This window comes from Caulobacter sp. CCNWLW153 (assembly GCF_036889365.1).
Lineage (GTDB): Bacteria > Pseudomonadota > Alphaproteobacteria > Caulobacterales > Caulobacteraceae > Caulobacter > Caulobacter radicis.
The window spans coordinates 333,451-351,598 of sequence record NZ_JBAKFV010000004.1 but is presented as its reverse complement, the minus strand read 5'-3'; the positions used below and the strand labels follow the sequence as shown (position 1 = coordinate 351,598).

Annotated in this window: 23 protein-coding genes and 1 other RNA gene; 9 read left to right on the top strand and 15 right to left on the bottom strand. The window is 69.3% G+C overall.

The genetic code is table 11. The annotated features are described in order from the left end of the window. The first annotated feature begins 42 nt into the window (after nucleotides 1–42). The 4 genes from V6S85_RS09210 (at nucleotide 43) to V6S85_RS09195 (ending at nucleotide 2,694) form a co-directional block, all read left to right on the top strand. Nucleotides 43–225 (top strand): hypothetical protein, encoded by a 183-nt coding sequence (locus V6S85_RS09210; protein WP_116570143.1) that lies wholly within the window; start codon nucleotides 43–45, stop codon nucleotides 223–225. An 87-nt stretch (nucleotides 226–312) separates the two neighbouring features. Continuing rightward, nucleotides 313–1,764 (top strand): NCS1 family nucleobase:cation symporter-1, encoded by a 1,452-nt coding sequence (locus V6S85_RS09205; protein WP_334348762.1) that lies wholly within the window; start codon nucleotides 313–315, stop codon nucleotides 1,762–1,764. Nucleotides 1,765–1,816: 52 nt separating this feature from the next. After that, nucleotides 1,817–2,155 (top strand): GIY-YIG nuclease family protein, encoded by a 339-nt coding sequence (locus V6S85_RS09200; protein ID WP_334348761.1) that lies wholly within the window; start codon nucleotides 1,817–1,819, stop codon nucleotides 2,153–2,155. After that, on the top strand, nucleotides 2,152–2,694 hold the full coding sequence (locus tag V6S85_RS09195; RefSeq protein WP_334348760.1) for a DUF2239 family protein: 543 nt from the start codon (nucleotides 2,152–2,154) through the stop codon (nucleotides 2,692–2,694). The genes V6S85_RS09200 and V6S85_RS09195 overlap by 4 nt, the downstream gene beginning before the upstream one ends. A 136-nt stretch (nucleotides 2,695–2,830) precedes the next feature. Here the strand turns inward: V6S85_RS09195 and V6S85_RS09190 are convergent, their stop codons facing one another. From V6S85_RS09190 to V6S85_RS09170, 5 genes are all read right to left on the bottom strand, one after another. Then, nucleotides 2,831–3,844, bottom strand: coding sequence for a ThuA domain-containing protein (locus tag V6S85_RS09190; protein ID WP_334348759.1), 1,014 nt, complete (start codon nucleotides 3,842–3,844; stop codon nucleotides 2,831–2,833). Between the two features lie 4 nt (nucleotides 3,845–3,848). Continuing rightward, entirely contained in the window at nucleotides 3,849–4,244 is a 396-nt protein-coding gene (locus V6S85_RS09185; RefSeq protein ID WP_334348758.1) for a VOC family protein, read from the bottom strand. A 62-nt stretch (nucleotides 4,245–4,306) separates the two neighbouring features. Then, entirely contained in the window at nucleotides 4,307–4,552 is a 246-nt protein-coding gene (locus V6S85_RS09180; RefSeq protein WP_334348757.1) for a hypothetical protein, read from the bottom strand. A 26-nt stretch (nucleotides 4,553–4,578) separates the two neighbouring features. Then, a complete protein-coding gene (locus V6S85_RS09175; RefSeq protein ID WP_116489477.1) occupies nucleotides 4,579–5,409 on the bottom strand; it encodes a flagellin in 831 nt (276 codons plus the stop codon). Between the two features lie 277 nt (nucleotides 5,410–5,686). Next, complete coding sequence (locus V6S85_RS09170) at nucleotides 5,687–6,442, bottom strand: tRNA1(Val) (adenine(37)-N6)-methyltransferase (protein WP_334348756.1); 756 nt, start codon at nucleotides 6,440–6,442, stop codon at nucleotides 5,687–5,689. Between the two features lie 104 nt (nucleotides 6,443–6,546). On the opposite strand from V6S85_RS09170, the gene V6S85_RS09165 reads away from it, so the two are divergent. The 3 genes from V6S85_RS09165 (at nucleotide 6,547) to V6S85_RS09155 (ending at nucleotide 8,559) form a co-directional block, all read left to right on the top strand. Beyond that, entirely contained in the window at nucleotides 6,547–7,557 is a 1,011-nt protein-coding gene (locus V6S85_RS09165) for a polyprenyl synthetase family protein (protein ID WP_165829101.1), read from the top strand. Continuing rightward, on the top strand, nucleotides 7,557–8,081 hold the full coding sequence (locus V6S85_RS09160; protein WP_116570135.1) for a hypothetical protein: 525 nt from the start codon (nucleotides 7,557–7,559) through the stop codon (nucleotides 8,079–8,081). Before V6S85_RS09165 ends, V6S85_RS09160 begins: the two co-directional genes overlap by 1 nt. A gap of 79 nt (nucleotides 8,082–8,160) precedes the next feature. Beyond that, nucleotides 8,161–8,559 (top strand): YccF domain-containing protein, encoded by a 399-nt coding sequence (locus tag V6S85_RS09155; protein WP_116570134.1) that lies wholly within the window; start codon nucleotides 8,161–8,163, stop codon nucleotides 8,557–8,559. On the opposite strand, the gene V6S85_RS09150 is transcribed toward V6S85_RS09155, so the two are convergent. The 4 genes from V6S85_RS09150 to fumC all read right to left on the bottom strand — a co-directional run bounded on the left by V6S85_RS09150 (nucleotide 8,556) and on the right by fumC (nucleotide 11,356). Next, on the bottom strand, nucleotides 8,556–8,873 hold the full coding sequence (locus V6S85_RS09150) for a CcdB family protein (RefSeq protein WP_334348755.1): 318 nt from the start codon (nucleotides 8,871–8,873) through the stop codon (nucleotides 8,556–8,558). The two genes, V6S85_RS09155 and V6S85_RS09150, sit on opposite strands and share 4 nt — an antisense overlap. Further along, nucleotides 8,867–9,109: a type II toxin-antitoxin system CcdA family antitoxin gene (locus V6S85_RS09145; RefSeq protein WP_334348754.1), complete on the bottom strand. Its 243-nt coding sequence runs from the start codon at nucleotides 9,107–9,109 to the stop codon at nucleotides 8,867–8,869. The genes V6S85_RS09150 and V6S85_RS09145 overlap by 7 nt, the downstream gene beginning before the upstream one ends. A 13-nt stretch (nucleotides 9,110–9,122) precedes the next feature. Then, nucleotides 9,123–9,863 (bottom strand): AAA family ATPase, encoded by a 741-nt coding sequence (locus tag V6S85_RS09140; RefSeq protein WP_334348753.1) that lies wholly within the window; start codon nucleotides 9,861–9,863, stop codon nucleotides 9,123–9,125. 101 nt (nucleotides 9,864–9,964) lie between these two features. Continuing rightward, a complete protein-coding gene (gene fumC / locus V6S85_RS09135) occupies nucleotides 9,965–11,356 on the bottom strand; it encodes a class II fumarate hydratase (RefSeq protein ID WP_334348752.1) in 1,392 nt (463 codons plus the stop codon). A 136-nt stretch (nucleotides 11,357–11,492) separates the two neighbouring features. Here fumC and V6S85_RS09130 point away from each other — a divergent pair, with 136 nt between their 5' ends. After that, on the top strand, nucleotides 11,493–12,647 hold the full coding sequence (locus V6S85_RS09130) for an acyltransferase family protein (RefSeq protein WP_334348751.1): 1,155 nt from the start codon (nucleotides 11,493–11,495) through the stop codon (nucleotides 12,645–12,647). A 62-nt stretch (nucleotides 12,648–12,709) separates the two neighbouring features. Next, nucleotides 12,710–13,096, top strand: a complete 387-nt coding sequence (locus V6S85_RS09125; RefSeq protein WP_101711910.1) for a RusA family crossover junction endodeoxyribonuclease — start codon at nucleotides 12,710–12,712, stop codon at nucleotides 13,094–13,096. Here the strand turns inward: V6S85_RS09125 and V6S85_RS09120 are convergent. The 6 genes from V6S85_RS09120 to ssrA form a co-directional block, all read right to left on the bottom strand. After that, a complete protein-coding gene (locus V6S85_RS09120; RefSeq protein WP_116570129.1) occupies nucleotides 13,058–13,450 on the bottom strand; it encodes a hypothetical protein in 393 nt (130 codons plus the stop codon). The genes V6S85_RS09125 and V6S85_RS09120 overlap by 39 nt on opposite strands. Before the next feature lie 55 nt (nucleotides 13,451–13,505). Further along, nucleotides 13,506–15,374: a serine hydrolase domain-containing protein gene (locus tag V6S85_RS09115; protein WP_334348750.1), complete on the bottom strand. Its 1,869-nt coding sequence runs from the start codon at nucleotides 15,372–15,374 to the stop codon at nucleotides 13,506–13,508. A gap of 367 nt (nucleotides 15,375–15,741) precedes the next feature. Next, nucleotides 15,742–16,542, bottom strand: a complete 801-nt coding sequence (locus V6S85_RS09110; protein WP_334348749.1) for a C13 family peptidase — start codon at nucleotides 16,540–16,542, stop codon at nucleotides 15,742–15,744. A 7-nt stretch (nucleotides 16,543–16,549) separates the two neighbouring features. Further along, nucleotides 16,550–17,020: a PaaI family thioesterase gene (locus tag V6S85_RS09105; RefSeq protein ID WP_334348748.1), complete on the bottom strand. Its 471-nt coding sequence runs from the start codon at nucleotides 17,018–17,020 to the stop codon at nucleotides 16,550–16,552. A 3-nt stretch (nucleotides 17,021–17,023) separates the two neighbouring features. Continuing rightward, complete coding sequence (locus V6S85_RS09100) at nucleotides 17,024–17,503, bottom strand: SspB family protein (RefSeq protein WP_109099326.1); 480 nt, start codon at nucleotides 17,501–17,503, stop codon at nucleotides 17,024–17,026. Between the two features lie 275 nt (nucleotides 17,504–17,778). Then, nucleotides 17,779–18,144, bottom strand: a transfer-messenger RNA (tmRNA) gene (gene ssrA, locus V6S85_RS09095). Between the last annotated feature and the right edge of the window lie 4 nt (nucleotides 18,145–18,148).

Genomic DNA, 18,148 nt, shown 5'->3' with positions numbered 1-18,148 from the left:
ACGCGCCCGCCAGAGGCGCATGATCGTCAGGGAGGTTCAGCCATGGCCCACGCCATGCGTGTTTCCGCGCGTCCCGTGTTCTTCCGCAAGTGCGACGTCGACAAGCCTGAAGGCTCCGAGCTGCGCCACGCCGGCCCCTGCATCCAGTGGGACCGCGTGGGCATCGTCGCCCTGGTGCTGCTGTTCGGCGCGGGCCTGGCGACCTTCGCCTACGCAAGCTTCTAGAAACCCTCCGCGACCGGCGTTTTCCAAGGTGACGGCCTGATCGCCGCCGCGCATGCTCGCGTCTTGAGTGCGAACTCGGGGGAGCGCATGAGCGACGAAGGCGGAAACCTCTGGAACGAGGACCTAGCGCCGACCACGGCGGCCCAGCGCACCTGGCGCGCCCGCCATTTCGCCGCCCTGTGGCTGGGCATGGTCATCGCCGTGCCCGCCTACATGCTGGCCGCGGGCCTGGTGGAGCAGGGCATGTCGGCGGGCCAGGCCGTCTGGGCCGTGCTGCTGGGCAACCTGATCGTGCTCGCGCCGATGCTGCTGATCGGCCATGCCGGCGCGCGGCACGGCGTGCCCTATGCGGTGCTGGCGCGGGCCTCGTTCGGCTGGCGCGGCGCGCGGCTGCCGGCGCTGGCTCGCGCCATCGTCGCCTGCGGCTGGTACGGCATCCAGACCTGGATCGGCGGCGGCGCGCTGCTGACCCTGCTGGGCGTCATGGTCGGGGCGAAGCTGGACGGCCCGCCGATCCCGCTGCTGGGCATCGGGGTGGGCCAGTTGCTGGCCTTCCTGGCCTTCTGGCTGATCCAGCTGGCCTTCGTCACCAAGGGCCTGGAGACCGTCCGCAAGCTCGAGACCTGGACCGCGCCGATCAAGGTCGTGGTCTGCGTGGCCCTGGTCTGGTGGGCGCTGTCCAAGGCCGGCGGGCTTGGCCCCATCCTGCACGAGCCCTCGGCCTATGATCCGGGCGGCGCCAAGGCCGGCCGCTTCTGGGCCGACTTCGGCCCGGCGGTGACGGCCATGACCGGCTACTGGGCCACGCTGGCGCTGAACATCCCCGACTTCACCCGCTTCGCCCGCACCCAGAAGGACCAGATCCTCGGCCAGGCCCTGGGCCTGCCGGGACCCATGGCCCTGCTTGCGGCGATGAGCGTGGTGGTCACCTCGGCCACGGTGCTGATCTTCGGCAAGGCGATCTGGGACCCGGTGGCCCTGTCGGGCGACATCGGCGGCGTCGCCGTGCTGGTGGGCCTCGTCATCATCAGCCTCGACACCGTCTCGTGCAACATCGCCGCCAACCTGGTGGGCCCCGCCTACGACTTCGCCGCCCTCTGGCCACGCCGGATCACCTACCGCATCGGCGGCTGGATCACGGCCGGGATCGGCGTGCTGATCATGCCCTGGAAGCTGCTGGAGAGCACCGCCGGCTACATCTTCGTCTGGCTGACCGGCTACGGCGCCTTGCTGGGGCCGATCGCCGGGATCCTGATCGTCGACTACTGGATCCTGCGCCGCACGGCCCTGGACGTGCCGGCCCTCTACGACCGCGCCGGCGCCTATACCTACCGGTCTGGCTGGAACCCAGCCGCGCTGATCGCCTTCGCGGTCGGGGTCGCGCCCAACCTGCCGGGCTTCCTGCACGCGGCGGCCCCGCATGCCTTCGCCGGGATCGGCCAGCCCTGGACCACCATCTACCAGTACGCCTGGTTCGTCGGCGCCGTCCTGGCGGGAACGCTGTACGGCCTGCTGATGCGTGGAAAAATACCCGGGTAATATTGACTCTATAATTTGCCCGGGTAAAAAGGTCGCCAACAAGGAGGCGGCCATGAACCCGCGCAAGGCGCTGCTGCGCGCCTACAAGGAAGAAAAGCCCTCGCCCGGGGTCTACGCCGTGCGCTGCGGGCGCACCGGCCAGGCCTTCGTCGGCGCGACCGAGAACCTCGCCACGCGCAAGAACGGCGTCTGGTTCAGCCTGAAGCTCGGCTCGCATCCCAACGCCCGGCTGCAAGGCGCCTGGAACGCCCATGGCGAGGCGAGCTTCGTCTTCGAGGTGCTGGAGACGATCGACGACGACGGCCTGGAGCCGAAGGGCAGGGCGCTGCGCCTCGCCGACCGTCGCCGGCGCTGGTGCGAAACCCTGAACGCGGTAGACCTCGTCCGATGACCTACGCCCTGTTCGAATCCGGCGCCCGCCTCGCCGTCGGCGACAAGCTGGCCGTCGCTCTGGCCGCCCAGGCGGTGGCGGGGCAGCGTCCCGACGCCCCGATCCTGATCTTCGATCCCGACGGCCGGCAGGTGGACTTCGACCTGCGCGGAAGCCCCGAGGACCTCGCCGCCCGCCTGGCGCCGGCCGAGGAACCGGAAGTCCCGCGCGGCCGCGGCCGCCCCAAGCTCGGCGTTGTCGCCCGCGAGGTCACGCTGCTGCCTCGCCACTGGGACTGGCTGGCCGGCCAGCCCGGCGGCGCGTCGGTGGCCCTGCGCAAGCTGGTCGAGGCCGCCCGTCGCGAGGCCGAGGCCCCCGACCGCCAGCGCCGCGCCCGCGACGCCGCCTACCGCTTCGCCAGCGCCGCCGCCGGCGACGCCCCGGGCTTCGAGGCCGCCATGCGGGCGCTCTATGCGGGCGATCGCAAGGGCTTCGAGGCCGGCCTGGCGCAATGGCCGGCGGACGTGGCGGCGCATGCGAGAGAGTTGGCTGAGCTCTAAGAGATCCTCCCCCTCTGGGGGAGGTGGCCCGGAGGGCCGGAGGGGGGGCGTTTTCAGCTTTCGAGAAGGCGGCCTGTTTCCCTGCCACGCCCCCCACCGATCGCTGCGCGATCGCCTCCCTCAGAGGGTGAGGTTCCTAACGGGTCTTCCCCATCACCTCGTCCAACACCACTCCATACGCCGCCTCGAACCTCGTCCGGTCCGCCTCCGGCTTGCCGGGATAGACCTCCCGCAGCGCCGCGATCCGGCTGGCGACCGCCAGCAGCCAGGCCTGGTCCTTTACCCGCGCCAGCCGCGCCTCGACATCGGTTTCGCCGGCATAGGTCAACAGCGCCCGTACCTGATCGAGCGCCTGTTCGCGCGGGTTGGGCGTATCGTCGCCGCGCGCCTGCCACGCCGTCCAGCGCACCGCCCGCACGATCTGCTCGGCGAAGCGCGGGTCGGCCCAGGTCGTTTCGTTGTGGCCGAGATTGGTGAAGAACAGGCGGCCGCTCCCCACGCTCCGCACCCAGCTGACCGGCACGGCGTAGGGCCGCTTCAGCGGCGTGCCGGAGAAATCCAGGCTCTGGATCACCCGCACGGCGGCCGGGTCGAAGCGCTTGTACTGATAGATCTCCTCGACCAGGTCGACGCTGCGGCCCCACGGCGTGGCCAGGGGATGGTTGTCGAGCGCCCTGACCCGGACCCTCTGGTCTTCCGTCCACGGATGGCCGGCGAACTGGCCGTTGAGCATCGTCGTGTAGTCGAGCCCTGGCCCGGCATAGTCCCAGGCCGTGTCGGCGGCGCTGTGCAGGCCCACGAACCCCAGCTTGCCGGCCTCGAACCGCTGCTGCACGACCGCCCAGGCCTGCGGCGAAATCGGCAGCGCGCCGGTGGTGTAGAACACCAGCACGTCCACGTCCTTCAGCCGTTCGGGCGTGATCTCGCGCGCGTCCTGCGTCACCTGCGCCTCGAAGGCGCCGCTGGCCTTGCCGATGGCGATCATCGCCGCTTCCGAAGGCGCGAGGCCTTCGGCGGGCCGGGTCACCGGGCGATGGCGCCAGCCGACCGACTGGTCGAGATAAAGCACGCGGATCGGCGTCTCCGCTGCGCCGGCCGCGCCCGTCGCCAATGAAAAGGCGATCGCGACCAGGGCCAGCAGGATGCGCATGACCTCAGGCCTTGCCGCGCGGCTGCAGCAGGTCCCAGCGATTGCCGTAGATGTCTTCGAACACCGCCACGCTGCCATAGGCCTCGTGGCGCGGTTCCTCGAGGAACGTCACGCCGGCCGCGCTGAGGCGCGCGTGGTCGCCGTCGAAGTCGTCGGTGTGCAGGAACAGCCAGACACGGCCGCCGCCCTGGCCGCCGATCATCGCGGCCTGGCGCTCGTCGGCCGCCTTGGCCAGCAGGAAGCGCGAGCCGCCCGGACCGGGCGAGACCACCACCCAGCGCTTGCCCGCGCCCAGTTCGCTGTCCTCGACCAGGTCAAAGCCCATCTTGCCGACATAGAAGGCCAGGGCCTCGTCATAGTCGCGCACGAGCAGGGACAGGAGTGCGAGATGCTGGGCCATGGCGACTCACGCTGCGGATCGAAAAGGGGGCGCGTGGGATAATGACCGCGCCCCGGCCGTTGTCATCGCCGTTCCTCGCCCGCGGCGTAGCGGTTCATGTCGGCCAGGGCCGCCTCGAAAGCCGCGCGAATCTGGGTCTGGCTGAACCCCTGATCCCAAAGGCCGGTCATCAGGATGTTGATCGCCAGGTCCAGCGGGGCGGCTTCGCCGGGATAGGGATCGGCGTGATAGCGCGCGCAGGTCGCCGCGAATTCCTCGGCCGCGTTGATCGCGCCGAAATGGATCCGCTCCCGTTCGTCCAGGTCCATGCTGTCCTCCCGCCAGGTCGCAGGGCTCAGCCCCCGAACAGCTTGAGGATATAGCTCGGCGCGGCGTTGGCGATCGACAGCGACTTGATGGCCAGTTGCTGCTTGATCTGCAGGGCCTGCAGGCGGGTCGCCTCCTGGGCCATGTCGGCGTCGATCAGGCGGCCGACCGAGGCCTCCAGCGTGTCCTGCAGCTTGTCGATGAAGGTCAGGTGGGTGTCGAGGCCGTTGGCCTGGGTGCCCAGCCGCGACAAGGCCGAGGTGACGTTCTGCATGGCCGTGTCCATGGCCTTGATATCGGTCGAGGAGGGTGCGGTCAGCAGGTCGGCGCGCATGCCGGCCAGGGCCGCGCCGCCGGTCGACAGGTCCACGTGGTCGACATCGATGGTCTGGTCGGCCTTGGCGTTGGCCAGGGCGCGGATATTGCCGGTGTTCCCGGCCGAGATCAGGTTGACGCCATTGAAGCTGGCGTTCTCGACGGCGCGGTCGATCTGCTTGCGCAGCGAGACGTAGTCGTCGTTCAGCAGCTTGCGGCTGGCGGTGGTCAGGCTGGGGTCCGACGCGGCCAGCATCTTCTGCTTCATCTGGTCGAGCAGGTCGGTGACCGTGTCGCCGGCCGCCAGGGCCACGTCCACCGTCGACTGGCCGCGCTGCAGCGAGGCGCGCACGGCGTCCAGCGACTTGGCCTCGGAGGCTTGCATCTTGGCGGTCGCCCAGACGGCGGGATTGTCCTTGGGGGATGAGATCTTCAGGCCGGTGGCGATACGGCGCAGCGTCGTCGCCAGATCACGATTGATCGTGTTCAGCGACTGCAGGGCGATCATCGCCCCGACGTTCGTGTTGATGCTGTTCTGCGGCATCGACCCGTTGTTCCCGGTGCGGCCTTCTGGCCAAGGGCGCGTTTTGCACCCAAGGCCCAGCTATGCACGCGTTGCGTTAGCAGAACGTTAGGGGACGCGTAAAAAGCGCTCCGCCCCAAACCCTCCCCCATAGGGAGAGGGATATCCTGGGGCCGGTTCCCCAGATCCTCCCCCTCTGGGGGAGGTGGCCCAAAGGGCCGGAAGGGGGGAAGGTTTCAGCTTTCGATGCGCCGGCCGATCCCACACCAACTCCCCCAACCGGGGGAGGTTCGTCACCTCACCAGTCCAGCGCCGCTTCACCTCGCAGGATCGCCTCGGCCTGCGTCGAGTGCTTGCTCCCGCCGCGCTCGTGCAGCACCAGGGCCGGCAGCAGCACCAGCGGCGCCTTGCCGGTCTTCACCGCCCGCACCAGCACGCGCTTGGCCGGCGTGTCGGCGAAGGGCTGGATCGGGCGGATGCGGAACGAGCCGGCCTTGGGGGCCAGCAGGGCCAGGATATCGGCCAGGCGGTCGGCGCGGTGGATCAGGGTGATGGTCCCGCCCTCTCGCACCGCCTTCAGCGCGAAGGCGGTCCAGGCGGCCAGCCCCGCATCGGCCATCCAGGCGCCGGTCTTCTCCGGCGCCGGGGCGCGCAGGGTCTTGGGGTCGTCGAAGAACGGGGGATTGCTCATCATCGCGTCGAAGACGGGCAGGGCCAGCGCCCGGAAGCCGGCCGCCACGTCGCCCTCGACGACCTCCACCCGCTCGGCCAGGCCGTTCAGCGCGGCGTTCTCGCGCGCCAGGGCGGCGGCGGCCGGATCGCGCTCCAGCCCGACGAATCGCGCGCCCGGGCGACGGGTCGCCGCGGCCAGCAAAGCCGCGCCGACGCCGCATCCGGCCTCGACGACGCGTTCGCCGTCGCCGGCGTCGCAGGCGGCCGCCAGCAGGGCCGCATCCAGCCCGGCCCGGTATCCGGCGGCCGATTGGCGAAGCTTCACGCGTCCGTCGAGGACACGGTCTTCGGTGACGGAAGGAACAGAGGTGGGGTCGGACAACGTTTCGGGCCTTGTGCTCGCCTTGACCCTGACCTATCCCGCCACCATTGTCGCTCGCAACGCCCATGGCGCTACAAGCGGCGTCGCCTGAGGAGTACATGGTCTTGGACGCAGCTGCAGCGACCCTCGCCCGTCAGCCGGGATCGGTGGATCGTCTCGTGCGCCTGGCCGCCGCCGACATGGGCGGCGTGGACCGCCTGATCACCGATCGCATGCAAAGCGACGTTCCGGTGATCCCGGCCCTGGCCGAGCACCTGATCGCCGCCGGCGGCAAGCGCCTGCGCCCGCTGCTGACCGTGGCCGCCGCGCGCCTGGCCGGTTCGGACAACGAGCACTGCCTGAAGCTGGCCGCCGCCGTCGAGTTCATCCACACCGCGACCCTGTTGCACGACGACGTGGTCGACGGCAGCCAGCTGCGTCGCGGCAAGGTCGCCGCGCACCTGATCTGGGGCGCGGCCCAGAGCGTCCTGGTCGGCGACTTCCTGTTCGCCCGCGCCTTCGAGCTGATGGTCGAGACCGACTCGATGCGCGCCCTGCAGATCCTGGCCCAGGCCAGCCGCGTCATCGCCGAGGGCGAAGTGCTGCAGCTGATGCGCAGCCACGACCTCAACCTGTCGCAGGCGGTCTATCTCGAGATCATCGCGGCCAAGACCGCCGAACTGTTCGCCGCCGCCGCCGAGGCCGGCGCGGTGTCGGCCGGGGTCGACGCCGAAAAGTCCAAGGCCCTGCGCGACTACGGCATGAGCCTCGGCTTGGCCTTCCAGCTGGCCGACGACGCCCTCGACTACGGCGGCGCCACCGAGACCCTGGGCAAGAACGCCGGCGACGACTTCCGCGAAGGCAAGGCGACGCTGCCGCTGCTCTTGGCCATCGCCCGCTCGGGTCCGCGCGAGGCCGAGTTCTGGGAGCGCGCCATCGGCCGCCGCGAGCAGACCGAGGCCGACTTCCGTCGCGCTCGCGAGCTGATCATCGGCACGGGCGCCCTGGACGCTACGCTGGACCTGGCCGCCGAGTACGCCGACAAGGCCAAGGCGGCCCTGGCGGTCTTCCCGGCCAATGACTGGCGCGAAAGCCTCGAGAGCCTCGCCGACTTCGCGGTCAGCCGCCGGGCCTGATGGCGAAGGGCTACAACCCGTCCGGCGATCCCCACGGCGTTGACCGCCACCACGGCGCGCACGCCGCGGGTGAGGCGGCCGGCAAGGTGATCGGCGGCGGGGTCGGGGTCCTGGTCGGCCTGGCCCTCATTCTTCTCTTCTTCGGCCCGCTGCTGTGGGCGCCGTTGTTCGCGGGCCTCGGTGCGGCGCGCCTGGCGCCGGGAACCTGGCAGCCCTGGCTGGCTGGTTTCGCCGCCGCCCTGGCCGCGATCTTCATCCAGTTCCTGCTGCTGGTGCAGAAGAGCCCGATCCTGCGCTATCCGGCCGTGGCCCTGTTCTCGATCGCCTGGGTCGGCGGCCTCTGGCTGGAGCTGACCTCGCCGCCGCACGACTGGCTGACCACGGCCCCGACATGGCATGCGCCCGGTCCGTGGAGCTGGGCGTTGATCGGCCTGGGCGTCGTCGTCTATGCCGGCCTCTACCTCCTGGCGCTGTCACGGTTCGGGAAGGGGCGCTGGGCCAGGCGCTGGCAGCTGCTGCGGTGAATTCGCCGTAAGGTCGCCCCGCCAAGCTCGACAACGCCGCGACCACATCCCAAGTCTTCACCCAGACGAAAGGACCGTGATGATCCGCTTCATCCTCAACCTGCTCTGGTTCTTCCTCGGCGGCTGGCTGTCGGGCCTCTTGTGGCTGCTGGGCGGCCTGCTGCTGGCGATCACCATCGTCGGCCTGCCCTATGCCGGCGCGGCCTGGCGCATCGCCGGCTTCGCCTTCTGGCCGTTCGGCAAGGAGATCGTCAGCCGCGAGATCGTCACCGGTAGAAGCGACATCGGCACCGGTCCGATGGGCTTCCTGCTGAACCTGATCTGGTTCGTGCTGGGCGGCTGGTACATCGCGCTCACCCACCTGCTGATCGCCGTGGCCGAGGCCATCAGCATCATCGGCATCCCGTTCGCCATCAAGGACCTGCAACTGGCCTACATCGCCCTGGCGCCGATCGGCCGCACGGTGGTGCGCCGCTAGAAGCCGGTGAACAGTCGGTCGAGGGCGCGGCGGATGGCGTCCTCGTGGGCGGCGAGGGAGGTGATGCGCTGGCGGAGCAGGGTGACGGGCGCGCCGACCAGTTCGGGAACGAAAGCCAACAGGGCCTGACCTTGAACCTCGACCGCGGCGGAAAGTTCGCTAAGCGGCAAGGCGGCGTGGGGCAGATAGAGCGGCGCTACGACCACGGTGGGCAGGTCGCCGGCGTGATGCGACTGGAGTACAACTACGTACGGCGCAGCGGCCCGTGTCCGCGACGAGGGATTGGGGAAGACGTCGAACTGCCTGATCACCATGCCCGCAGGTCGTCGCCGAATGCGCCTTCGGCCTCGACCCGTTCGCGATAGTGGCGCAGCGCCTCGGCGTTCTCCTCGGCCCAGCGCCTGGCGCGTTGCTCCGCGCCGGCCGGGTCGACCTTCTGGAGGTGCAGCCGCAGTTGGGTCTCGCTCATGCCGGCGATCGAAATTCCCAGCCGCTTGGCCTGCGCCAGGAGCTCTGGATCGATACCGATGTCGAGTTCGGGCTTGCCCATGGACGAAAGGCTATCACGCCTCGTCGTCGGCAGACAGCAGCACGTCCAGGAAGGTCTGGCGTCTATTGAGGAAGTTGCGGGTCACCTGGAAGTGCTCGGTGTCCTCGTAGTCCACCCGCTCCAGGCCGCGCTCCGAGGCCTGGTAGATCCAGGCGTCCGGGTAGCCCAGCAGGATCGGCGAGTGGGTGGCGATGATGAACTGCGACCTCGCAAGCACCAGCTCGTGCAGGCGCGCCAGGAACGACAGCTGGCGGCTCGGCGACAGGGCTGCTTCCGGCTCGTCGAGTATATAGAGGCCGTCGCCTCGGAAGCGGTTGTCGAACAGGGCGAAGAAGGCTTCGCCATGCGACTGCTCGTGCAGCGGAACCTGACCGTAGCCCGAGACGCCGACCTCCTCGATGTAGCTGGCCACGTTGAAGAAGCTCTCGGCCCGCAGGAAGTAGCCGTCGATGGGCCGCAGATGTCCTTGGACCTTGCGGATGTGCTGGCTGAGCGGTGAGTGCGAGGCGCGGGTGGAGAAGTTGACGCCGGTCGATCCGCCCTCGGCGTTGAAGCCCCAGGCCACGGCCAGGGCCTCGATCAAGGTCGACTTGCCCGAGCCGTTCTCGCCGACCAGGAACGTCACGCGTGGATGGAAGGCTAGGCTGTCGAGCCCACGGACAATCGGCAGGTCGAACGGATAGGCGGAGGGGTTCCAGCCTTCGCCGCGCTCGAAGCGGGCTTCGATCCAGTAGGGACGGACAAGACCGGTCATGCGATCTCCCGCATAGCATCGGTTCGCCACGGCCGGGATACGAAAACGGGGCGGACGCGAATGCGCCGCCCCGTCGTGTCAGTCTCTAGGTCGGACGGGCCTCAGCCCGGCGAGACCATCTTTTCCGGCCGGACGTACTGGTCGAACTCTTCGTTCGTCAGGTAGCCGCCGCCGACGGCTTCTTCGCGCAGGGTCGTGCCGTTCTTGTGCGCGGTCTTGGCGATCTTGGCGCAGATGTCGTAGCCCAGGCGGCCGTTCAGGGCCGTGACCAGCATCAGCGAGTTCTCGACACCCTTCTGGATGTTGTCGATACGCGGCTCGATGCCGACCACGCAGTTGTCGGTGAAGCTGATCGCCGCGTCGGCCAGCAGGCGCACCGACTGCAGGAAGTTGTAGGCCATCACCGGGTTGAAGACGTTCAGCTCGAAGTGACCTTGGCTGCCGGCGAAGGTCAGGGCGGCGTGGTTGCCGAACACCTGCACGCAGACCTGGGTCAGGGCTTCGCACTGGGTCGGGTTGACCTTGCCCGGCATGATCGACGAGCCGGGCTCGTTTTCCGGCAGGGCCAGTTCGCCCAGGCCCGCGCGGGGGCCCGAGCCCAGGAAGCGGATGTCGTTGGCGATCTTGAACAGCGAGGCGGCGACCGTGTTGATGGCGCCGTGGCTGAACACCATGGCGTCGTGGGCGGCCAGGGCTTCGAACTTGTTCGGAGCGGTCGTGAAGGGCAGGCCGGTGATGGCGGCGATGGCCTCGGCCACGCCCTCGGCGAAGCCGATCGGCGCGTTCAGGCCGGTGCCGACGGCGGTGCCGCCCTGGGCCAGCTGCATCAGCTTGGGCAGGGTGCTCTCGATGCGCTCGATGCCGTTTTCGACCTGCTGGGTGTAGCCGCCGAATTCCTGGCCCAGCGTCAGCGGGGTGGCGTCCTGGGTGTGGGTGCGGCCGATCTTGATGATTTCCGCCCAGGCTTCCGACTTGGCCTTCAGGGCCGCGTGCAGATGCTTGAGGGCCGGCAGCAGGTCCGAGACGATCTGCTCGGCGCAGGCCACGTGCATCGCCGTCGGATAGGTGTCGTTCGACGACTGGCTCATGTTGACGTGGTCGTTCGGGTGGACGGGCTTCTTGGAGCCCATCTCGCCGCCCAGGATCTCGATCGCGCGGTTCGAGATCACCTCGTTGGCGTTCATGTTCGACTGGGTGCCCGAACCGGTCTGCCAGACGACCAGCGGGAAGTGGTCGTTCAGCTTGCCTTCGATCACCTCGTTGGCGGCCTGGACGATGGCGTCCTTGATGGCCGCGTCCAGCTTGTCGAGCTTGTGGTTGGTCTCGGCGGCGGCGCGCTTGACGATGCCCAGGGCCCGAACGACCGGCAGCGGCTGCTTTTCCCAGCCGATCTTGAAGTTGCCGAGGCTGCGCTGGGCTTGCGCGCCCCAGTAGCGGTCGGCGGCGACTTCGATGGGGCCGAAGGTGTCGGTCTCGGTGCGCGTGGCGGTCATGCGGGTCTCCCGGAAAACGGTCGACGGGGGGTCTAGACCCTGAGGGCCGCCAGGGCAACGCTCCCGACGCCGGTTGACACCAGGCGCGAGCATGCGAACCCTCCGCGCCCAGAAAAAGTGTTCGGGGGAAGCGTACATGGCGTCGGGCAAGGGCGGCGGTCGGATCGTCGCGCTGGATCTTCTGCGTGGTCTGGCCGTGGCCGGGATGATCATCGTGGTCAGCCCGGGATCATGGAGCCAGGTCTACGCGCCGCTGGCTCACGCGCCGTGGCATGGCTGGACGCCGGCCGATCTCGTCTTCCCGACCTTCCTGTTCTGCGTCGGCATGGCCATCGGCTTGTCCGTCCCGCGCCTGACGCCCGGCGACCGCGCCTCGGCGGGCTTCTGGATCAAGGTCGCGCGGCGCACGGCGATGCTGATCCTGCTGGGCCTGTTGCTCAACGCCCTGCCGAAGTTCGATCTGGCCCATCTTCGCCTGCCGGGCATCCTGCAGCGTATCGGCCTCTGCTACGCGCTGGGCGTGGTGATCTGCATGCTGGCCGCGCCGCGCGCCGGAAGCCGCCTGAAGTTCAGTTTCATCGCCGTCACCGTGGCCGCCCTCGCGCTGCTGGCCGCCTACTGGGCGCTGCTGGCCTTCGTTCCGGTACCGGGTTTCGGCGCGGGAAGGCTCGACTCCCATGGCTCGCTGCCGGCCTTCATCGATCGGGCGGTGATCACCATCCCGCACCTCTGGAAGCACGGCACGACGGCAGGCGTCGGCGTCACCTACGATCCCGAAGGCTTGCTCTCGACCCTGCCGGCCGCCGTCAACGTGCTGATTGGCGCGATCGCCGCCGCCCTGCTGGCGCGGGGCGGCGCCAGCCGCATCGGCCTGGCCCTGCTGTCCGCCGGGCTGATCGCCGGCGGCCTGCTGCTAGACGACATCATGCCGATCAACAAGTCGATCTGGACGCCCAGCTTCGCCCTGTTGAGCAGCGGCCTGTCGATGGCGGCCCTGTTCGTGCTCGACCTGCTGGCGGGACTGAAGCCGGCGCTGAAACTGGCCGCGCCGCTGACCATCTTCGGCGGCAACGCCATCCTGGCCTTCATCCTCTCGCAACTGCTGGGGATCTTCGGCTCCATGCCCGTGCTGCCGGGCGGGAACTCGGCCCAAGGGCTTGTTTATGACCTGGCCTTGCGGGTCATCCCTGATCCGAAGGCCGCGTCCCTGGCCTGCGCCCTGGCGGTGCTGGCCTTCATCCTGGCGATCCTGATCCCGCTGCATCGGCGCGGGATCCATTTGCGCCTCTAGGCCCGGGCCGCGTAGACAGCGCTTCGACGCCCGCCGCGACGGCGGGCCTGGAGGCCTCGCGCTTGCAAGACGACTGGACGCATCACGGCAAGGTTCGCGCCCGCGAGGCCGGGGGCGAGCTGACCATCGTGGTCGACGGCCTGACCACGCAGGCCAAATACTACAAGCCCTTGATCTACGAGTTTTTCCGCAAGAGCTGGCGCGGTTCGCGGCCCGCCTGGGGCGAGTTTTCGGTCGAGATCGGCATGGAGTTCGTCGGCGAGCCGCCGTGGCTGGACCTCGACAACCTGGCCAAGGCCCTGCTCGACGCCATCAAGGGCTACGCCTTCCATGACGACGCCCAGGTCGCCCGGCTGCTGGTGGAGCGGCGCCCGGGCGAGCGCGAGCGGATCGTGATCGTGGTGCGAAAGCTAGAGTCGCGCTTTCTGCGGGGCACGCTCGAAGACTGACGCGCCGATCGAGATATAGAGCACGATCAGGAAGGCGAGATAGCGCCCCAGGCTGGAGGGTTCAGCGCCGGGCGCCAGGGGCACGAGGCCCAGCAGGATCAGGTTCGCCGCAGCCAAGCCGGGCAGGGCGAAAGCCATCGCCGGATACAGGCGTCTCGCGCGGGGAATGCGCAGCAGGCGCGCGACGGCCTGGAAGGCGAAGGCGCCCAGCGTCGCGGCCAGGAAGGCGTTGAGGGCGTAGAACCAGAAGGCCCGTTCGATCAGTTCGGTCCCGAAGGCCCCGTAGAACAGCGTCGCGGCCAGCCAGACGCCGAGGCCTGCCCCGGCCAGGATACAGACGTTCCGTTTCGACACGCGCGAACTCCCCCATCGTCGCCACGACGGGGGAGCCTGCATGCGGCGTGCCGGATCAGGTGTTCCAGAACTCGAGGAAGCCCCAGGCGGCCAGCACCACGGAGAAGCCGATGAAGATCAGCGCCGTGACCGTGAAGCACAGCTTGCGCAGGTCGTTCCAGCTGTCGACGCGACGGCCGCCGCGCCAGACGACTGGCACCATGGCCAGGGTCAGCAGGGTCAGCAGGGTGGCGATGAAGGCGCAGGCCGAGGCCGTCAGCAGCCAGCCGCTGGGCCAGCCGAAGACCACGGCGGCCACGTCGCCCGAGCCCAGCGCGAAGGCGCCCACGCAGGCGATCGCCGTCAGCCACAGCACCGCCTGGGTGGTCTGCAGCAGGCTGGCGCGGGCCTGGCTGGTGGTCTGGCGGGTGTCGCGGCGGCTGCGCACGAACACGCCGGCCAGGGTGGCGATCGAGGCCAGGGCGGCCAGCAGGGTCATGCCGGCCAGGACGCCCTGCTTGAACAGCGGGCCGACCCGCTCGTAGGCGGCGACGCCGGAGGGCGCGAAGAACCGCGCGGCCGCGCCGTCCTGGCGCTGGAAGACCAGCATGTCGGCGCTGTCGGCGGCCTTGAAGACGTCCTCGCGGTCGGTGGGAAGCCACAGGCGGGTCTGGCCGTCGGTGGTGATGGCCAGGCCCCCTTGGGCGCTGGCGCGGACCTTGGCCACGCCGATCAGGCGGTTCACGAAGCCCTCCAGACCGCCATAGGCGCGGCGGTCGGTCAGGTAGTCGCCCTCGTAGACGGCCGCCGCCTCGGCCGAGAGCGGCGTGAAGGCCGGCACGGCCTTGGCCGGAGCGTAGAAGCGCTCGACGATCGCCGACGGCAGGGTGGCCGGCAGGCTCTGGCCGGTGTCGGTGTTGACCGAGACGAAGACGCCCAGGCCCAGGTCGGGCGCGATGACCATGTTGGAGTGGAACCACAGGGTGGCGCCGGCATGGCCGAAGCCGCGGCGATTGCCGGGCAGGGCGATGTCCTGGAAGCCGCTGTTCAGGCCGGCGGCGCCGGCCGCGGGCCGATAGCTGGGCGTGCGGAAGGCCTGGGCGGCGCGGGCCGAAAACACGGTGCGGCCGTCGATCGTCCCGCCGTTCAGCAGCAGGGTCATGTAGCGGGCCATGTCGGCGGCGGTGCTCGAGGCCGAGCCGGCCGGCGCGATCTGGCCGATGAACTCCACCGGCTGGGCCTGCAGGCCCAGCGGAGTCCAGCGATAGCCTTCGGCCATGTCGGCGGCCAAAGCGGGGGCCATCGGCGCGGGCAGGTCGTCGCGCCAGGCGCGCGGCTCGCGGAAAGTGGTGCGGGTCAGGCCCGCGGGAACGATCACGCGCTCGGCGATCAGGTCTTCGAACGGCTTGGCGCCGGTGTTGGCCAGGGCCGCGCCGACCAGGGCGACGCCATAGTTCGAATAGGCCGGCAGCACGCCGGGCTCGCGCACCCGGTTGGGGCGTTCCTGGCGCAGATAGACGTCCAGGGGCCGGATGCGACGCTCGTCGCGCTCGAACAACTGGCCCAGGGCGCGGTCCTCGAAGCCGGGCGTGTGGTTGTAGAGGTCGCGCACACGCACCGGGTTCTTCTTGCCCTGGTCGCGCACCTGCAGCTTCTCGGGCAGGTAGACGTTGATCGGCGTGTCGGGGCGGATGCGGCCGGCGTCGATCTCGTTCTGCAGGGCGATCCAGGTGAAGGTCTTGGAGATCGAGCCGATGCGGAACAGCGTGCGGTCCGGGTCGACCCGGCGACCGCCCGACAGGCTGGCGACGCCGTAGCCCTTCTTCAGCACGACCTGTCCGTTCTGCACCACCGAAACGGTGACGCCGGCGATGTGATCCTGGTTCATCGAGCGGCGGACGAAGCCGTCGACGAAGGCCTCCAGTTCAGGCGCGGGCAGGGGCATGACGCCGGGGAGTGCGGGAGCGACGGAAAGGGTCGCGGCGGGCGCGGCGGGCGCGGCGGCCGGCGCGAGCGGACGCGTCGCGCGAACGGGCGGCGCGGTCCTCGGCGTGGTCGTCGCCGGAGCGGGCGCAGAAGCGCGCGGCGCGGTCGATATGGGGGCTGTCGGCGCCGTGCCTTGGCTCGTGGCGCTGCTCGCGCCACCCAGCCAGATTCCCACGACCGCCGCGCACCGCGCGACCTTGGACGACAAACGCAACGTCACGTATCCCACCTCGCCGATAGAGCCCCTCAGGGCCTTCTTAGGCCAATTCGCGCGGCGAGGGACACCGGCGCCGGGAAGAAAACTGCCGCTGCGTCAGTCGGGCTGTTCAGTTTCCAGCCGGCGGCGACGAAGCAGCCGGCGTCGGCGCCGGCTTTCGCGCCTTGGCGAAGGTGTAGAGCGGCAGCAATGGGCGTAGTTCCGGGCCGATCCACATCTGCGGTTCCGACGGCGGGGTCATGCCGGTGTCGACTTCCTTGCGGGCAACGCAGGCCTGCACCGCCCGGCCTAGGGCGACGAAGTCGCGGGCCTTGCCGATCTCAGCCAGGAAGCAGTCGTCGAAATAGGGGTAGCGATCGCTCTCGCCGCAGCCGAACGAGGTGCGGTCAGGGCGCGCGGCGGTCAGGATCATGCGGTCGTCGCGTTCCAGCGCGGGCACGAACACGCCCGAGAAGCAGGCCGAGACGACCACGATCGAGGGGCGGCCCGGGCAGGCGCCGTCGACCATCGCCGCCAGGCGCTGGGGGCGCAGGACCTTGTCGCCCATCACCACGCCCTCGGGGGCGCCGTGCGAGGTGATGTAGACGAAGCAGCCGGCGGGAGAGGCCTCAGCGGCCGAGGCCAGGCCGGCCTGGATCGACTTGGGATCTGACGACGCGACGCCTTGGGACGGGTAGCGCTTCGGACGCGTCGAGAATTGGGCCGGGGCGGGGAAGCCTAGGGCGGTCAGGCTTTGAGAGACGTCGCGACGGGCATTGTCGAAGGCCTCGGTCGAGCCGCCGGAATGGGCGCGGAAGTCGCCGGCCACCACGACGGCGGCCCAACGGTCGAACGGCCCTTCGGCATGGGCGGGCGCGATGGCCAGGCAGGTTAGCAGCAGGCCAATGAGGAGGTTCGCCGTCCGGGCCATGGCGCGCCTATTTCTTGAACTTGGCGAAGGGCGTCGGCAGGGCCGTGCCCGTCGACGTGGCCAGCAACCGGCCCTCGGCGTCGTAAAGCTCGCCTTCCATGAAGCAGACCGTGCGTCCCCACTTCACCACGCGGCCGACGCCGCGCAGCGGGCCGGGCATGGCCGGCCGCAGGAAGCTGGTCTTCATTTCGAGCGTGGGAACCACGTGGGTCATGCCCGAGGTGATCAGTCCGGCCACCGACATGCACTCGTCCAGCATGGCGCAGACGAAACCGCCCTGGACCTGGCCCATCGGATTGGCCAGCCGGCCGGCGCGGGCGTCGAAGGCGATCTCGACGCGCCGATCGGCCTGGCTGACGGCGATGAGCTTGAAGCCCAGCGTCAGGGCGCTGGGCGGCGCGTTCTTGGAAGCCGTGAAGCGGGCGAGGATCGCCTCGTCGGTAAGAGCGCTCTTCTCCTCCGAGACGACGTCGTTCAAGGCCTACTTCTTCCGGAACTGATCGAGGGAGATGATCTTGGGGGCCTCGTCGCCGTCGGCGGGGGGCGGGGTCGGCTCGGGCTCCGGCTCGACCGGCGCGGGCTCGATCTCGGGCGCCTCGAACTGCAGGGCGAACTGCACGGACGGATCGTAGAAGCGGGTCACGGCGGCGTACGGGATCGACAGCCGCTTGGGCTGGCCGCCGAACTTCAGCGTCACCGAGAAGAAGGTCTCGCCCGGCGCCAGGTCCCAGTACTGGTGCTGCAGGATGATCGTCATCTCGTCGGGATACTTGCCGAGCAGGTCCTGCGGCGCGGAGACGCCGGCGGCCTGGGTCTTGAAGGTGATGTAGAGATGGTGCGGCTCGGGCAGGCCGCCGGGCGCGGCGGCCTTCTTCAGCGCGGCCTTCACGACGCCGCGCAGGGCGTCCTGGGCCATGGCCTCGTACTGCATCAGGTCTTCGGTCGGAGGAGTGCGGGCCATGGGTCTTCGATAAAGCAAAAACGACAAATCCAGCCGCCAGCGTAACCCGTCGCGGGGCTGCGGCAAAGGCGCCCGTATACGGTAGCGGCGTACAAATTTTCGAGGACGGCCGGCGGGCTCGAAAAGTGGCGGATTTCCGCCACCAGCGTCCCTGCATCCGTTGGATACGGAAGAAAGCGAGCCGTCCACATTCTGGGGGAAGTGAAGGGATTCTGTTGCCAGGCTCCCCCGTTCCACTTTTGAACAAGAGGAGGGAGCCGTCCACATTCTGGGGAAGTGAAGGGATTCTGTTGCCAGGCTCCCTCCGGGCCCCGCCTAGGGATCTGAACCCCTAGGACTTAAGAGGCGAATTCACCGGCGCCGCATTACGCGGCGACAGCGAACTCTTCAGCGAAGTTATCGTTCGCATTTAGTTTAAAGGCCCGAAACGGTGGGCCAAGCCGAGAGAAAGCAAACACCTTTACACGTCTGTCGATGCTGATCGGCCCCATGCAGTCCCGTGATAACTCGGGAGAGATTTGGTGGAGCCGCCGGGAATCGCACCCGGGTCCAGTCCGCTTATTACGTGCGCGTTTATCCCCATAGTTCGGCCGAAGCCGGACAAACTGAATATAGGCCTTCGGGCCCGCGGATGGAAGGGGCGCG

Bases quoted from the DNA above. Each gene is read 5' to 3' on its own strand.
- V6S85_RS09195 (WP_334348760.1), top strand. From the start codon at position 2,152: ATGACCTACGCCCTGTTCGAATCCGGCGCCCGCCTCGCCGTCGGCGAC.
- V6S85_RS09210 (WP_116570143.1), top strand. From the start codon at position 43: ATGGCCCACGCCATGCGTGTTTCCGCGCGTCCCGTGTTCTTCCGCAAG.
- V6S85_RS09205 (WP_334348762.1), top strand. From the start codon at position 313: ATGAGCGACGAAGGCGGAAACCTCTGGAACGAGGACCTAGCGCCGACC.
- V6S85_RS09140 (WP_334348753.1), bottom strand. From the start codon at position 9,863: ATGACCGGTCTTGTCCGTCCCTACTGGATCGAAGCCCGCTTCGAGCGC.
- V6S85_RS09150 (WP_334348755.1), bottom strand. From the start codon at position 8,873: ATGGTGATCAGGCAGTTCGACGTCTTCCCCAATCCCTCGTCGCGGACA.
- V6S85_RS09180 (WP_334348757.1), bottom strand. From the start codon at position 4,552: ATGGACCTGGACGAACGGGAGCGGATCCATTTCGGCGCGATCAACGCG.
- V6S85_RS09145 (WP_334348754.1), bottom strand. From the start codon at position 9,109: ATGGGCAAGCCCGAACTCGACATCGGTATCGATCCAGAGCTCCTGGCG.
- V6S85_RS09110 (WP_334348749.1), bottom strand. From the start codon at position 16,542: ATGGCCCGGACGGCGAACCTCCTCATTGGCCTGCTGCTAACCTGCCTG.
- V6S85_RS09115 (WP_334348750.1), bottom strand. From the start codon at position 15,374: ATGCCCCTGCCCGCGCCTGAACTGGAGGCCTTCGTCGACGGCTTCGTC.
- V6S85_RS09155 (WP_116570134.1), top strand. From the start codon at position 8,161: ATGATCCGCTTCATCCTCAACCTGCTCTGGTTCTTCCTCGGCGGCTGG.
- V6S85_RS09100 (WP_109099326.1), bottom strand. From the start codon at position 17,503: ATGGCCCGCACTCCTCCGACCGAAGACCTGATGCAGTACGAGGCCATG.
- V6S85_RS09160 (WP_116570135.1), top strand. From the start codon at position 7,557: ATGGCGAAGGGCTACAACCCGTCCGGCGATCCCCACGGCGTTGACCGC.
- V6S85_RS09190 (WP_334348759.1), bottom strand. From the start codon at position 3,844: ATGCGCATCCTGCTGGCCCTGGTCGCGATCGCCTTTTCATTGGCGACG.
- V6S85_RS09200 (WP_334348761.1), top strand. From the start codon at position 1,817: ATGAACCCGCGCAAGGCGCTGCTGCGCGCCTACAAGGAAGAAAAGCCC.
- V6S85_RS09185 (WP_334348758.1), bottom strand. From the start codon at position 4,244: ATGGCCCAGCATCTCGCACTCCTGTCCCTGCTCGTGCGCGACTATGAC.
- fumC (WP_334348752.1), bottom strand. From the start codon at position 11,356: ATGACCGCCACGCGCACCGAGACCGACACCTTCGGCCCCATCGAAGTC.
- V6S85_RS09175 (WP_116489477.1), bottom strand. From the start codon at position 5,409: ATGCCGCAGAACAGCATCAACACGAACGTCGGGGCGATGATCGCCCTG.
- V6S85_RS09130 (WP_334348751.1), top strand. From the start codon at position 11,493: ATGGCGTCGGGCAAGGGCGGCGGTCGGATCGTCGCGCTGGATCTTCTG.